A 12,905-nucleotide genomic window follows, 5' to 3' on the forward strand; every position below is an offset into this window, starting at 1 on the left:
GCGCCTATCCTCCGGCCCGGTTTTCAATTCGCTGCACCAGCGAGGCGGGGACTTTAGGCTCACCCAGTTGAGTCAGCATGCGCTCTTTCATGTCCTTGGGCATCCGGTCGCTGGCTTCGACCTGCGCCACAAGCTGCGCCCGCTGTTCGTCAGACAGTTCGACCAAGCCCGCATCCGCCCCGGCACTGGCCTCAACCCGCAACGGGCGCACACGTACCCCCGCGCCCAGCAACGGCGTGCGGCCAATGACAACCTCTCGCCCTTCCAAACCTTCGCCGCGCAGCAGAACCTCGTCCCCCTGACGGCGAACTAGTTGCACAGGCAGCGCCTCAAGCCGGTCATCGGGGCCCAGAACCAGAACCGTCCCCACCGCATCCAAAGCAGACGAAGGCAGGCGCACCACATTTTCCAGCGGCTGTTCCTGCACACTGACGGTCACAAAATCCCCCGGCTTGAAGCCCGAGGCCCCGTCAAGCCGCGCATAGATCAGACGCCCGGTCTGACCTTCCCCGGCAGAACCACTGTCGCGGTCGATCTGTCCCTGTGCGGTCAGATCAGTCCCCGTGACCTCAAGCGAGACCGTGACCGGGGCCGAGATCAGATCGCCATTTGCATCCAACAGACGCACGAACTGCGCAGTCGAGACGCGAAAGGCGACCTCTAGCGCGTTGGGGTCCACCAGTTCGGCCAGCTTTTCGTTGGCCGCAACCAACCGCCCTTCGACCAGCGTGACATCCGTCAGCGTTCCACCAAACCGGGCGTGGATGGTCATGTCGCCCAGATCACGTTCGGCGGCTTCAAGCGCGATACGGGCACGTGACAGCAGTGTCGTCGCCTGATCCACCCGCGATTCCGCCTGCGCCAATGCAATACGGCTGGCCAGAACCGCTTGCTCAGCCGCGGCTGCTGCAAGTTCGGCATCGTCCGCCGCCGCGACTGAGCCAACACCCCGAGCCAGAAGGTCCTGCTGCCGTTTCATCGCGCGGTTTCGCAGTTCAACCTGCGTTTCCGACGATTTCACTTCATCCTGCGCCAGCAGAAGTGAGCGCTCGGCGTCACGTTCTTCGAACTGGGCATCCAGCAAATCCGATTTGGCGCGATCAAGGGCCGATTGCGCATTTGCCGGGTCCAACTCGACCAGCACTTCGCCTGCGGTTACCGCACCGCCATCCTCGAAATCCTCAGACAGGGCAACGACCCGCCCACCCAGCGCCGCGCGCAGTTCCAACCGGCGACGGCTTTGAACCTCACCGAACGCTTCCAGATTAGGGGTGACGGTTACAAACTCGGCCGGGCGTACGGATACGGCAAAGATGCGTTCACGAGCCTGCGGCGGGCGATCTTCGCGGGTCAGCACTTCTTGCACGGCCCCCGCGATCATCTGGGCCGCAACAAACAGCAGCGCCAGCGTCACGGACGCCAGAAACACACCGACAAGGCTCTGCCTCAGAAATCGCATGTTGCACTTACCCCGGTTGCATCAAGCCGCCACCTACAAAAGGTAGCCGGGCGGTCAAAAATGCCAAGCCACAAAGCGGTTATAAAGTGTTGAACGTGCGAGCAGTCTACTTCCGTCGCAGATGTTCGTCCAATCTGGGCATTATTTCTACAAAATTGCAGGGACGGTGGCGATAATCGAACTGCTTTTCCAGAATCGCATCCCAGGCGTCCTTGCAAGCACCGGGGCTGCCGGGCAGCGCGAACAGATAGGTGCCACCTGCCACGCCGCCCGTTGCGCGGGACTGAACGGCCGAGGTGCCGATCTTCTCCATCGAGACAATCGTGAAGACGGTGCCAAAGGCCTCAATCTCTTTTTCGTAGACGTCCCGATGCGCCTCGACCGTCACGTCACGCCCCGTCAGCCCGGTGCCGCCGGTCGAAATCACAACGTCGATCTCGGGGTCGGCAATCCAAGTGCGCAGCTGATCTGCGATCTGGGCGCGCTCATCGCGGATGATTTTGCGATCCGCCACCGAATGGCCCGCCTTTTCGATCCGGTCCACCAAGGTTTGGCCCGAACGGTCCTCATCCAGTGAACGGGTGTCCGAGACGGTCAGGACCGCAATCCGAACGGGAATGAAATCCATGGTTTCATCAATGCGTGACATCTTGCGTCAGGCCCTTTCCAGAATAGCAAGGCGGATCGCCAGAGCAGTGAAAATCCCGCCCGTCACCCAACCAATGATACGTGAGGCGCGCGGGTTCGAAATCAGCACTCGCCCAGCGCCTCCAGCAAAAATCCCCACCAGTCCGTTCACCACGAACCCACCCAGCGCGATGATCACGCCCAGGATGAGGAATTGCGGCAGGATCGGTCCGATGGCCGGGTTCACAAATTGCGGGATAAAGGCCAGCACGAACAGGATCACTTTGGGATTGGTCAGGTTCACCACCATACCGTCCCGAAACGCATAGCGCGCCGGTTTAGCAGGCGCATCCGCAGACACAGCCCCATGTCGGATCGCACCCCAGGCCAGATACAGCAGATAGGCCACACCCATCCAGCGGATCACGTCGAACAACCATGGCAGAGCAGAAACCGCAGCCCCAAGCCCCAGCCCGGCCAACAACACATGCACCATCAGCCCCGTCGAAACTCCGGCACTAGCGACCAGCGCGGGTTTTGCGCCGGATTTCAAACCCTGCCCGAAACAAAACATCATGTCCGCGCCGGGCGTAAAGTTCAGCGCCATTGCCGCCGGGATGAACGCCAATAGAGTTACCGTTTCAATCATACCTCAACCTCGAACCAATTCACGCGCGGCCCAAGATTGGCAACCTGAGTGCGCCCCAGCGCGCCGCGATAGCCCCAGCTGTCGTGGATGTGCCCATGTAGCGACATCTGCGGTTGCAACCGTTCGATCGCATCTCGCACCGCGGTCGACCCAACCGCATCACCGGTCGAGGTCACATCGCCATAGCCTTTGGGAGGCGAATGCGTGATCAGAACTTCCGCCCCTTCGCACCGGTCCAGCAACTCAGCGGCCTCGCCCTCGGACAGGTCACAGGACCAGTCTCCGAACGGCGTCGGCGGCACGCCATAGCCCAGACCGAACAGGCGCAACCCGTCCACAGTCATACTTGTCCCGTGCAGGACATGAACGCCATGCGGCGCGGCAGCGGTCAGTTCCTCGGCGCTTTCGGCGTTGCCGGGCACAAAAACCAGCGGAGCGGTGATGCCGGACAACATGTCCATCGCCTCACCCAGACCCTGCCGCATGTTGCAATAGTCCCCGGCGCCGATCACCAGATCGGCCTCGGCACTCGCTGCAACCAGTTCGGAGGCGCGGTGACGTGCCATATGCAAGTCAGAAAAAGCCAGAATGCGCATCACTTACCCTCCAGCCGAGCTTTCAGTTCCAGCAGATCGGCCCAGGCCTGTCGTTTGGCCTGCGGCTGGCGCAGCAGATAGGCAGGGTGGAACATGGGGATCACCGGCAGATCCAGCGCCTGAGCCCATTGCCCGCGCAGCCGGGTGATACCTCGTTTGCCCAGCACTGCCTGACAACTTATATTGCCCATGACCACCATCACGTCGGGCTTGGCCAGTGCCACGTGACGTTCCAGAAACGGCTTCATCATCCCGATCTCTTCGGGCTTGGGGTCGCGGTTCTGCGGCGGCCGCCATGGCAGCACGTTGGTGATGTAGACGTTTTCCAGCCGATCCAGATCAATCGCCGCCAGCATACGGTCCAACAACTGACCCGCGCGGCCTACGAAAGGTTTGCCCTCACGATCTTCGTCCCGGCCCGGAGCCTCACCGATGATCATCACCCGCGCACCCGGCGTGCCATCGGCAAAAACCAACTGTCGCGCGCCGCGCTTCAACTCGCAATGGTCAAAGCCGTCCATCGCCGCGCGCAACTGATCCAGCGACCCCGCCGCTGTGGCCGCGGCCTTGGCAACCGCGACAGGATCAACCTGTTTGGGCTTTTCAGGTGCGGCCTGCGCCACCGGCTTTTTGGCTTTGGGTGCAATATCGGGCAGCGCATAGCGGTCAACCGGCGCGTCGCCAATTGCATCCGTTGCGCCCAGTTCGATCTGCCAATCCAGCAGCGCCCGCGCGGTGTAATAGTCCAAAGCCGATTCCATGCCCCTCAATCTAACCAGCTTTTGACCGAGGGAAAGCGAATAGCACTTGATCGCCCGCCCTGCCGCGCCGACCATTGTCGCATTCATGTTGACCCTTTTGCGATTCTTTCTGGTTGCCGTTTTGCTGATCCCCTTCAGCAGCCCAAGCTTTGCGCAGATAAATGACCGCCTTGGCATTCAAACCCCAGGCATCCATAACCGCAACGGCCTGTCGCAACGCAACCGGGTTCAGGACCGCGTCAACCAATGCCGCGCGGGGCAATTGCGGTGCGGACGCAACTGCTGTCCGGTCGGGCAACGCTGCGGTTTTGACGGACATTGCATCCCACCCGGCGGCACCTATTGCGGCGGCGGGTTTTCCTGCGGTCCGTTCGAGCGTTGCATCGGCAGTCGCCGCTGCGCCCCAAAAGGCGAGAACAAGTGCCGAACTAGCCTGGATTGTCCCAGTGGCACCTCTTGCAACGGACGCGGTGAATGCGAAGCGATCCAGCTGGAGTTTAACCTGCCCCGCCCACAAGCCAAATGTGACGACGGCAGCACCTGCGCCAGCGGTACAAGTTGCTTGCCGGGCGGCGGCTGCACCCGTCCGGGTTGGTTCCTATGCGAAGAAACCGGCTCGCAATGTCGGCAGGGATTCAAATGCTCAGCCAATCAAGGTTGCGTCCCGGTCAAAGCGGTCGATTGCGGCAATGCCAAATGGTGCAGACCCGGCGAGCGATGCCTGCCCGAAGGCGGGTGCGAGAAACTGCCCGAGGGGTCGGAACCATAGGTTGCCTTAGCCCCCGCAGGTTTCTATAAGCGGCTCGATTGTCAGACAGGAGCCCGCCCATGCGTTTCGCCCATCGTCACCTTCTTGGCATCGAGCATCTGTCACAATCCGATATCACCGCCATCCTTGATCTGGCCGAGACCTATGTCGACATGAACCGACAGTCGACCAAGCATTCCGACGTGCTGTCAGGGCTGACGCAGATCAACATGTTCTTTGAAAACTCGACCCGAACGCAGGCCAGTTTCGAACTGGCGGGCAAGCGGCTGGGCGCGGATGTGATGAACATGGCGATGCAGGCCAGTTCGATCAAAAAGGGCGAGACTCTGATCGACACGGCGATGACACTGAACGCGATGCATCCCGATCTTTTGGTGGTGCGGCACCCGCATTCCGGTGCGGTGGACCTGCTGGCGCAAAAGGTGAACTGCGCTGTGCTGAATGCAGGTGACGGCAAGCACGAACACCCGACGCAGGCGCTGCTGGACGCATTGACCATCCGCCGCGCCAAGGGTCGTTTGCACCGTCTGAACATCGCGATTTGCGGGGACGTCGCGCATTCGCGTGTGGCACGGTCGAACCTGATCCTGCTGGGCAAGATGGAAAACCGTATCCGCCTGATCGGCCCGCCGACGTTGGTGCCTTCGACCTTTGCCGAGTTCGGGGCCGAGATTTACGACGACATGAACGAAGGTCTGAGGGACGTCGACGTCGTGATGATGCTGCGCCTTCAGAAAGAGCGGATGGATGGCGGCTTTATCCCCTCGGAGCGCGAATATTACCACCGCTACGGGCTGGATTCGGCAAAACTGGCGCTGGCCAAACCCGACGCCATCGTCATGCATCCCGGCCCGATGAATCGCGGCGTGGAAATCGACGGCACGCTGGCCGATGATATCAACCGCTCGGTCATTCAGGAACAGGTCGAAATGGGCGTCGCCGTCCGCATGGCCGCGATGGAGTTGCTGGCCCGCAACCTGCGCGAGGCGGCATGAACAACCTGACCGTCGCCCCCCATGAACGCGGCGTGATCCGCCTATTCACGCTGGATATGCGCGCTGAGGAGGCCAAGTTCCTGCGCGAACCCGGTGCCGCCGATCAAGTTCTTGGGGTCGATGGTCTGGATACAGGGCAGATCGATATCTTTCCCGTTTCAGACCTCGAAGACCTCGGGCTTTATGGATACCTGCACGAAGGTTGCGGTGTGTCCGAGGATCAGCTGAACCGCGCCACGCTGGACGCCATCGAAGGCTGGGTGATGGTGGTGCGCAGTGCCGCGTTTCACGATCGCGCGGCCAACTTGACGCCTGACGCCCGCCTTCACCTGCAAGGACTTTATACCGAAGAGGCCACCAACTGGACCGGCGGCCCGATCGACACTGAAAGCGCGCGGCCTTTCTCGGCCCCGCAATCCCCGATCGAGACCGGCGCACCCAACCGCATCGGCTCGGCCCTGTTGGCGGTGATCATCTTGTTTGTTGTCGGAGGTGCCCTGTGGCTGATCCTGTAGTCTTCACCCCGAACAAGCGCGCCTATATCCAAACCAACCTGACCCTGGCCGCCATCGCCATGGCGGGCGCGATGATCGTGCTTTGGCTGATCGGAAACCCCTATGTCTGGACCGGAGCGCCCGCCGGGCTTGCAGCCATCGGCATCCGCGCGTGGTATCTGGCGTCCGAGGAACTGAGCAATGCGTGGGAAATGTCTGACAGCACCCTCACCGGTCCCGGCCCGCGCAAGGTTGCGCTGAACCAGATCGAAGCCGTCAACACGATGGGCAGTTTCGTGCAGGTCGTCACCAAAAGCGGCGACAAGCACCTGATCAAGTACCAAGCCGACCCCGCCGCCACCAAAGCCGCCATAGAAAGGGCCATGGGATGAGCGACGACTGGTGGCGCAAGAAAATACCCGACACTGAACAGGTGCTGTGGCATGGGCGGCCTGACCAGGGATATTTTCCTCCACGCCTGAGATGGGCATATGGCATTCTAATTGCCTGCCTTGCGCTCAGTTGGATTGCCAGCCCATGGTTTGCGGAGACTGCGCGCGATTATTGGAAGCTTATCGGTTGCACGTTGTTGTTGGCGTTTTTCATGTGGTGGGAGCGGTTGATCCGCACGCGGCGCGTCTATGTCGTGACCAACCGCAACGTCTGGTGGATCAGCGAGATATTCAAAGCAAAATCCTTATCCGTTCATCCCGACCTGAAATTCTATCGCAACGGACACAACATCGTGTTTTCGCAGCTGCGGTTTCTGGTATTCGAATACCTGCCCGACCCGGACGCCGCCATGGCAGCCCTGATCAAAGCCCGAGAGGCCCAGACATGACCGACCAGATTTTCACCAATGCCCGCCTGATCGACCCCGAGGCCGGAACGGACACAGTTGGTTGGCTGCACGTCTCGGAAGGCCGCATTGCTGGCCTCGGCGAAGGTGTTGCTCCGGCCACAGACGCACATGTGATCGACTGCGGCGGGCAATGTCTGGCCCCCGGCATCGTCGATATCGGAGTCAAGGTTTGCGAGCCGGGCGAACGGCACAAGGAAAGCTATAAATCCGCCGGCTTGGCTGCCGCAGCGGGCGGCGTAACCACCATCGTTACCCGTCCCGATACGCTGCCCGCCATCGACACACCCGAAACGCTGGAATTCGCCACGCGCCGCGCGCAGGCGGATGCGCCGGTCAATGTGCTGCCCATGGCCGCGCTGACCAAGGGCCGCGAAGGGCGCGAGATGACCGAGATCGGCTTTCTGCAAGATGCAGGCGCTGTGGCCTTTACCGATTGCGACCACGTAGTCGCCAATACCAAGGTTTTTTCCCGCGCGCTGACCTATGCCAAATCCTGCGGCGTGCTGGTGATAGCGCATCCGCAGGAACCGGGACTCAGCACCGGGGCCGCCGCTACCAGCGGCAAGTTCGCCGCGCTTTATGGGTTGCCTGCCGTTTCGCCCATGGCAGAACGCATGGGGCTGGACCGCGATATTGCTCTGCTTGAGATGACCGGAGCCGCCTACCACGCCGATCAGATCACCACCGCCCGCGCCCTGCCCGCGCTGGAGCGCGCCAAGCGGAACGGGCTGAATATCACCGCAGGCACCTCGATCCACCACCTGACGCTGAACGAATTGGACGTGGCCGACTATCGCACCTTCTTCAAGGTCAAGCCGCCGCTGCGGTCCGAGGATGACCGGCAAGCCGTAATTGAGGCGGTGCGCACTGGGCTGATCGACATCATCAGTTCGATGCACACGCCACAGGACGAGGAAAGCAAACGCCTGCCGTTTGAAGAGGCAGCATCGGGCGCAGTGGCGCTTGAGACGTTATTGCCTGCCGCACTGCGCCTCTATCACGCCGAGCAACTGGACCTGCCGACCCTGTTCCGCGCCATGGCCTTGAACCCGGCCAAACGGCTGGGGCTGGAGAGCGGACGACTGGCCGAAGGCGCACCAGCTGATCTGGTGCTGTTTGACCCGGACGTGCCGTTTGTGCTGGATCGCTTCAGCCTGAAATCGAAATCGCAGAACACTCCGTTTGACGGCCAGCGGATGCAGGGTAAGGTCACGGCAACCTATGTCGCAGGCCAAGAAGTATACCGGAGACCCTGATGCCCCCAATTGACAGTTCCACGGCCCAACTGATCCTTTGGGCCGCATTTGGCTATCTGATAGGGTCGATCCCTTTTGGTCTGATCCTTGCCAACGTGATGGGGCTGGGAAATCTGCGCAATATCGGCTCGGGCAATATCGGCGCGACCAATGTCCTGCGTACCGGGAACAAACGCGCTGCTGCGCTGACCCTGATCTTTGACGCCGCCAAAGGCGGGGTCGCTGTCCTGCTGGCGCGCGCACTGGCCGGAGAAGACGCCGCTCAAATCGCCGCCCTGGCCGCGTTTTTGGGCCATTGCTTTCCGGTCTGGCTGGGGTTCAAGGGCGGCAAGGGTGTCGCGACCTTCCTCGGCCTGTGGCTGGCATTGGATTGGCGCGTCGGCGTAGCCTGTTGCCTGACATGGCTGGTGACGGCGCTGATCTGGCGCATCTCGTCTCTCGCGGCTCTGATGGCTGCGGCGATGTCGACAATCTGGATCATGGTGCTGACTGAGTCCCCGACATTTGGGCTGGGTGTTATCCTGACCTTGCTGGTCTACTGGCGCCATAGCGCCAATATCGCGCGCATCAAAGCTGGAACCGAGCCAAAAATCGGTCAGTCTTGACCGCCTCGGACACGTTTCTGACCGCATTCTTCGCAATCCCTCTTGGCACGTCTAATGGGCAGAGCGGCGCCAAATCCTATGTCGTCAGTCGATCCGAGTTGGCGGGTGGGAAATCCCACAAACTAGTGACCCGTGAACGCGGTGGGCCGGACTATATCAGCCTGAACCTTTATCTGACCAAAAACAGCGGCGCCCTGCTGCGCCCCTGTGAGATGTCGGCACAAAAAGTCACTGAATTCGTGATTTCTTTTCAGCCCGAAAAGTAAGCATCGCCCTTTATTCATGGGCGAAACGCGTTTGTTACCTCATGATCACATTTGATTGTTTTGAACGTGATCAGACCGGCCCCCACTTCGGGGTCGTGACGGCCAATTACCGACCGCACAGAACAAAATCGACAGGGTTGCCCAGATACAATTACTGTGTCGTCCGGTGGCTCAATTCACGAAAGGTGAACACTATGAACAAGATCAAATCCCTCATCGGCGGCGTTGCGCTGTCCGTCGCAGTTGCAAGCACGGCTCTGGCCGCTGGCGTTGAACTGAACGCAAGCTCGACCGGCCTGGCGCTGCAGGGTTATGACCCGGTTGCCTACTTCACCGTTGGCGAAGCCACCAAGGGCGACTATCGCATCACCACACTGCACAACGATGCGCTGTACCGCTTTGCTTCGGAAGAAAACAAAGTTGCATTTGAAGAAAACCCCGAAGCGTACCTGCCCGCATATGGCGGCTACTGCGCATTCGGCACCGCGATGGGCTTCAAGTTTGACGGCGACCCGAACTACTGGAAAATCGTTGACAACAAGCTGTACCTGAACCTGTCGGCCGACATTCAGGAACGCTGGGAAGGCGACATCCCGGGCTTTAACGAGCGCGCAGACGCCAACTGGAAAGACATTGCCGGCAAAACTCCGGCAGAGCTGCAAGCTCAATAATCCACTCACGGATTCCCTCAGGGCGGCGGCAGAGAAATCTGCCGCCGTTTTTCGTTGGACAGCTATCTGTAGATAGTTTCCCTTCCGCAAGCAAACTTTCAACCGCACGACGCCCCTCTGCCACGTCGGTTCGGTGAAAACCCCCTCCTTCGCTAAATCACCGAGTGATCCAACCCTTCGCTCAAACGCATTCAAATATGCAAGTGCGCGATCCAAGCCGGGAAAGGCGCAATAAACCGAGCTGAGGGAAAGAAGCACGACATGAGAAAAAAGATTTTGGCGGCCACTGGCCTTGCGTTTCTGGCGGCGGGATCAGCCGCTGCGCAATCTTCAGGCGACTGGACGGGGTTCTATGGCGGTCTGCAAGTCGGATATGCCGATATCGACACAAACATCTCGGGCATCGACGGCGACGGTGCGATTGGCGGCATCATTCTGGGCTATGACTACGATCTTGGCGATTGGGTTGTTGGCGGCGGCTTCGACTACGATTGGACAGACGTTGATCTGAGTGGCGCAGCCACGGTCGAGGATGTTTGGCGCATCAAAGCGCACGCGGGTTACAAAGTCACATCGCAAGGGCTGCTTTATGGCATCGGCGGCTTTGCCGAAGCCGGAACCGATAATCTGGGTAGTGACGATGGTTGGTTCATCGGTGCCGGGTACGAACAGATCGTTGCCCCGAATGTAAGCATCAGTGGCGAAATCCTGTATCACGAGTTCAACGACTTCAATTCATCCGGCGTCGACGTCGATGCGACCACCTTTCAGGCCCGCGCCGCATACCGGTTCTGACCCATTCCTTGCGCACAAGCTTGGTCCCGACCAGAAGTCGGGGCCATGTCAGATCATAGTTCCAGGATGGTGCTGCCCGTTGTCTTGCGTGCCTCAAGCGTGCGATGCGCCTCAGCCACCTGATCCAGCGGGAAACGCTGGTCGATGTGGATTTTGACCTCGCCCCCATCAACTTTGTTGAACAGACGGCGCGCCATCGCCTGACAAACGCTGTGATCGGCAATATGCGTGAACAAGGTGGGCCGTGTGATCTTGATCGAGCCTTTCTTGGCCAGAATGCCGATGTCGATAAGCGGTACCGAGCCCGATGCATTGCCAAACGAGATCATCATCCCCAGTGGCTTGAGACTGTCGAGCGAGCCGTTGAACGTATCCGCTCCGATCGAGTCCATTACCACGTCCACGCCTTTACCACCCGTGATCTCGGCCGCGCGCTCGGCGAAGTCTTCGGTGCGATAGTTGATGCAATGCGCCGCCCCGTTGAACTTGGCGAGGCTACATTTTTCGTCCGTTCCTGCGGTACCGATCAGTTTAATCCCCTCGGATTTGGCCCATTGGCAGGCGATCAAGCCTACACCTCCGGCAGCGGCGTGGAACAGAACCGTATCCCCGCGTTTCAACGGCGTCGTGCGATGAAATAGATATTCGACCGTCATCCCCTTGAGCATCATTGCCGCAGCCGTGTCAAATGAGATGCTTTCAGGCAGCGGGCACACTTGCGCCGCAGGCATCACCCGCGCCTCGCAATAGGCCCCGGCTGGCATTGCGGCATAGGCCGCGCGCTGACCGGGTTCCAGATGGGTCACGCCTTCGCCCACTGCCTCGATCACGCCCGAGGCTTCCATTCCCAGCGCGTGTGGCAGCTCAAGCGGGTAAAGACCCGCGCGCTGGTACACGTCGATAAAATTCAGTCCGCAGGCACGATGACGAATGCACACCTCGCCCGGTCCCGGCTCGCCCACCGGGCGATCTTCGAGGGTCAGAACCTCGGGGCCACCATGTTTGTGAATGACGACTGTACGTGCCGTTTGCTGCATACTCACCTCCTGTACCCTGACGACAAGCTAACACGCTTGTGACGCAGCGCAATCGGCACAAAAGCGCAACCCGGCGCAAATCGGGAAAAACTGTGCTATACTCGGGGGTAAGCGTTGCCGGCGGGTCCGGCCCAGGGCAACCGATGCCGGATTCTCTCTGCTGCGCCAAGCCGCAAAAGAGGAGGGGATGACGATGGCGAAAACGATTGGAAACCCGGTGAGCTGGGCTGCGCGAAATCTTGGCGCAACCAGCGATCACATCGCGGAAAGCGTCAACAGCCTTGGCAGTGCCGACACACGAAAACTGCCAGTTGTTCGAGATCTGACCATGCAGGACCTGCGGGAATGTTTGAAGGCCGGGGGTCGCGACTTTCTGGAAACCCGCGCGGATGCGGTGTTTGTCGTGCTTATCTATCCGATTGCGGGCTTGCTGATGTTTGGGTTGGGGCTGGACCGCAACATGATCCCTCTGCTGGCCCCTCTGGTCGCAGGGTTCGCGCTGATCGGCCCTGTGGCCGCCGTTGGCCTCTATGAGATCAGCCGCACCCGTGAAAAGGGCGGCGAAGCGCATTGGCTGGACGCGCTGTCTGTATTCCGCTCACCTTCCTTCGGCGCCATTCTCGCGCTGGGGTTCTATCTGGTTATGTTGTTTCTGATCTGGCTGATGGTGGCGCAGAGCATCTATGTGCGAACCCTTGGTCCTGATCTGCCAGAGTCGTTGGGTGCATTTCTGACCCAGACCTTCACGACCGGCGCGGGTTGGACCATGATCCTGTTCGGCAACGCGGTCGGCTTTTTGTTCGCCCTGATCGCGCTTGCGGTCAGCGTTGTCAGCTTTCCGCTGTTGCTGGACCGCAAGGTCGGGCTGCCGGTCGCCGTGGTGACGTCGGTCCGAGTGCTGAGACAGAACCCCGCCGTCATCCTGGGCTGGGGATTCATCGTTGTCGGGATGCTGATCCTGGGCGCGATCCCGCTGCTGCTGGGGCTGATTGTGGTGATCCCGGTTCTTGGCCACGCCACGTGGCATCTCTACCGCCGCGCCGTGGCCTGAAGAGGCTAGTGG

The 12,905-nt window shown here is 60.4% G+C and carries 17 protein-coding genes; 10 read left to right on the forward strand and 7 right to left on the reverse strand.

Features of this window, described 5'->3' with window-relative positions; translation table 11 throughout:
* Positions 1 to 4 precede the first annotated feature (4 nt).
* The 6 genes from GOV80_RS12040 to GOV80_RS12065 form a co-directional block, all read right to left on the reverse strand.
* Complete coding sequence (locus tag GOV80_RS12040; protein ID WP_170784986.1) at positions 5 to 1,459, reverse strand: efflux RND transporter periplasmic adaptor subunit; 1,455 nt, start codon at positions 1,457 to 1,459, stop codon at positions 5 to 7.
* Positions 1,460 to 1,565: 106 nt separating this feature from the next.
* On the reverse strand, positions 1,566 to 2,108 hold the full coding sequence (moaB, locus tag GOV80_RS12045; RefSeq protein WP_170772654.1) for a molybdenum cofactor biosynthesis protein B: 543 nt from the start codon (positions 2,106 to 2,108) through the stop codon (positions 1,566 to 1,568).
* Between the two features lie 6 nt (positions 2,109 to 2,114).
* The gene (locus GOV80_RS12050) at positions 2,115 to 2,735 is read right to left on the reverse strand and encodes a LysE family translocator (protein WP_170772656.1); all 621 of its coding nucleotides are present in this window, start codon (positions 2,733 to 2,735) and stop codon (positions 2,115 to 2,117) included.
* Positions 2,732 to 3,331 (reverse strand): metallophosphoesterase family protein, encoded by a 600-nt coding sequence (locus tag GOV80_RS12055; RefSeq protein ID WP_170784988.1) that lies wholly within the window; start codon positions 3,329 to 3,331, stop codon positions 2,732 to 2,734. Before GOV80_RS12055 ends, GOV80_RS12050 begins: the two co-directional genes overlap by 4 nt.
* Positions 3,331 to 4,092 (reverse strand): uracil-DNA glycosylase, encoded by a 762-nt coding sequence (locus GOV80_RS12060; protein ID WP_170784990.1) that lies wholly within the window; start codon positions 4,090 to 4,092, stop codon positions 3,331 to 3,333. Before GOV80_RS12060 ends, GOV80_RS12055 begins: the two co-directional genes overlap by 1 nt.
* Before the next feature lie 10 nt (positions 4,093 to 4,102).
* Complete coding sequence (locus GOV80_RS12065; protein ID WP_170784992.1) at positions 4,103 to 4,411, reverse strand: hypothetical protein; 309 nt, start codon at positions 4,409 to 4,411, stop codon at positions 4,103 to 4,105.
* 509 nt (positions 4,412 to 4,920) lie between these two features.
* Between GOV80_RS12065 and GOV80_RS12070 the strand changes: the two genes are divergently transcribed.
* The 9 genes from GOV80_RS12070 (at position 4,921) to GOV80_RS12110 (ending at position 10,805) form a co-directional block, all read left to right on the forward strand.
* A complete protein-coding gene (locus GOV80_RS12070) occupies positions 4,921 to 5,856 on the forward strand; it encodes an aspartate carbamoyltransferase catalytic subunit (RefSeq protein WP_170772661.1) in 936 nt (311 codons plus the stop codon).
* Positions 5,853 to 6,371: a hypothetical protein gene (locus GOV80_RS12075; RefSeq protein WP_170784994.1), complete on the forward strand. Its 519-nt coding sequence runs from the start codon at positions 5,853 to 5,855 to the stop codon at positions 6,369 to 6,371. The genes GOV80_RS12070 and GOV80_RS12075 overlap by 4 nt, the downstream gene beginning before the upstream one ends.
* A complete protein-coding gene (locus GOV80_RS12080; protein WP_170772665.1) occupies positions 6,356 to 6,742 on the forward strand; it encodes a hypothetical protein in 387 nt (128 codons plus the stop codon). Before GOV80_RS12075 ends, GOV80_RS12080 begins: the two co-directional genes overlap by 16 nt.
* Positions 6,739 to 7,191: a hypothetical protein gene (locus tag GOV80_RS12085; protein ID WP_170784996.1), complete on the forward strand. Its 453-nt coding sequence runs from the start codon at positions 6,739 to 6,741 to the stop codon at positions 7,189 to 7,191. The genes GOV80_RS12080 and GOV80_RS12085 overlap by 4 nt, the downstream gene beginning before the upstream one ends.
* A complete protein-coding gene (pyrC, locus tag GOV80_RS12090; RefSeq protein WP_170784998.1) occupies positions 7,188 to 8,468 on the forward strand; it encodes a dihydroorotase in 1,281 nt (426 codons plus the stop codon). Before GOV80_RS12085 ends, pyrC begins: the two co-directional genes overlap by 4 nt.
* Entirely contained in the window at positions 8,468 to 9,073 is a 606-nt protein-coding gene (gene plsY / locus GOV80_RS12095) for a glycerol-3-phosphate 1-O-acyltransferase PlsY (RefSeq protein ID WP_170785000.1), read from the forward strand. Before pyrC ends, plsY begins: the two co-directional genes overlap by 1 nt.
* Positions 9,070 to 9,339 (forward strand): hypothetical protein, encoded by a 270-nt coding sequence (locus tag GOV80_RS12100; RefSeq protein ID WP_170785002.1) that lies wholly within the window; start codon positions 9,070 to 9,072, stop codon positions 9,337 to 9,339. Before plsY ends, GOV80_RS12100 begins: the two co-directional genes overlap by 4 nt.
* Positions 9,340 to 9,533: 194 nt before the next feature.
* A complete protein-coding gene (locus GOV80_RS12105; protein ID WP_170772674.1) occupies positions 9,534 to 10,010 on the forward strand; it encodes a YHS domain-containing (seleno)protein in 477 nt (158 codons plus the stop codon).
* 261 nt (positions 10,011 to 10,271) lie between these two features.
* Positions 10,272 to 10,805 carry an outer membrane protein gene (locus GOV80_RS12110; protein WP_170785004.1) on the forward strand — a complete coding sequence of 178 codons (534 nt, stop codon included), beginning with the start codon at positions 10,272 to 10,274 and terminating at the stop codon, positions 10,803 to 10,805.
* A gap of 53 nt (positions 10,806 to 10,858) precedes the next feature.
* Here GOV80_RS12110 and GOV80_RS12115 read toward each other — a convergent pair whose 3' ends face one another.
* Positions 10,859 to 11,842: a quinone oxidoreductase family protein gene (locus GOV80_RS12115; RefSeq protein WP_170785006.1), complete on the reverse strand. Its 984-nt coding sequence runs from the start codon at positions 11,840 to 11,842 to the stop codon at positions 10,859 to 10,861.
* A gap of 193 nt (positions 11,843 to 12,035) precedes the next feature.
* Between GOV80_RS12115 and GOV80_RS12120 the strand changes: the two genes are divergently transcribed.
* Entirely contained in the window at positions 12,036 to 12,893 is an 858-nt protein-coding gene (locus GOV80_RS12120; protein WP_170785008.1) for a DUF2189 domain-containing protein, read from the forward strand.
* The last annotated feature ends 12 nt before the right edge of the window (positions 12,894 to 12,905 follow it).

It is taken from the genome of Ruegeria lacuscaerulensis (assembly GCF_013034685.1).
Classification (GTDB): domain Bacteria; phylum Pseudomonadota; class Alphaproteobacteria; order Rhodobacterales; family Rhodobacteraceae; genus Ruegeria; species Ruegeria lacuscaerulensis_B.

What these genes read in the sequence shown, in the direction of transcription:
- GOV80_RS12070 (WP_170772661.1), top strand. Translation starts at nt 4,921, where the DNA reads ATGCGTTTCGCCCATCGTCACCTTCTTGGCATCGAGCATCTGTCACAA.
- GOV80_RS12085 (WP_170784996.1), top strand. Translation starts at nt 6,739, where the DNA reads ATGAGCGACGACTGGTGGCGCAAGAAAATACCCGACACTGAACAGGTG.
- GOV80_RS12040 (WP_170784986.1), bottom strand. Translation starts at nt 1,459, where the DNA reads ATGCGATTTCTGAGGCAGAGCCTTGTCGGTGTGTTTCTGGCGTCCGTG.
- GOV80_RS12055 (WP_170784988.1), bottom strand. Translation starts at nt 3,331, where the DNA reads ATGCGCATTCTGGCTTTTTCTGACTTGCATATGGCACGTCACCGCGCC.
- GOV80_RS12060 (WP_170784990.1), bottom strand. Translation starts at nt 4,092, where the DNA reads ATGGAATCGGCTTTGGACTATTACACCGCGCGGGCGCTGCTGGATTGG.
- GOV80_RS12105 (WP_170772674.1), top strand. Translation starts at nt 9,534, where the DNA reads ATGAACAAGATCAAATCCCTCATCGGCGGCGTTGCGCTGTCCGTCGCA.
- GOV80_RS12065 (WP_170784992.1), bottom strand. Translation starts at nt 4,411, where the DNA reads ATGTCCGTCAAAACCGCAGCGTTGCCCGACCGGACAGCAGTTGCGTCC.
- moaB (WP_170772654.1), bottom strand. Translation starts at nt 2,108, where the DNA reads ATGTCACGCATTGATGAAACCATGGATTTCATTCCCGTTCGGATTGCG.
- GOV80_RS12050 (WP_170772656.1), bottom strand. Translation starts at nt 2,735, where the DNA reads ATGATTGAAACGGTAACTCTATTGGCGTTCATCCCGGCGGCAATGGCG.
- GOV80_RS12120 (WP_170785008.1), top strand. Translation starts at nt 12,036, where the DNA reads ATGGCGAAAACGATTGGAAACCCGGTGAGCTGGGCTGCGCGAAATCTT.
- plsY (WP_170785000.1), top strand. Translation starts at nt 8,468, where the DNA reads ATGCCCCCAATTGACAGTTCCACGGCCCAACTGATCCTTTGGGCCGCA.
- GOV80_RS12075 (WP_170784994.1), top strand. Translation starts at nt 5,853, where the DNA reads ATGAACAACCTGACCGTCGCCCCCCATGAACGCGGCGTGATCCGCCTA.
- GOV80_RS12110 (WP_170785004.1), top strand. Translation starts at nt 10,272, where the DNA reads ATGAGAAAAAAGATTTTGGCGGCCACTGGCCTTGCGTTTCTGGCGGCG.
- GOV80_RS12115 (WP_170785006.1), bottom strand. Translation starts at nt 11,842, where the DNA reads ATGCAGCAAACGGCACGTACAGTCGTCATTCACAAACATGGTGGCCCC.
- pyrC (WP_170784998.1), top strand. Translation starts at nt 7,188, where the DNA reads ATGACCGACCAGATTTTCACCAATGCCCGCCTGATCGACCCCGAGGCC.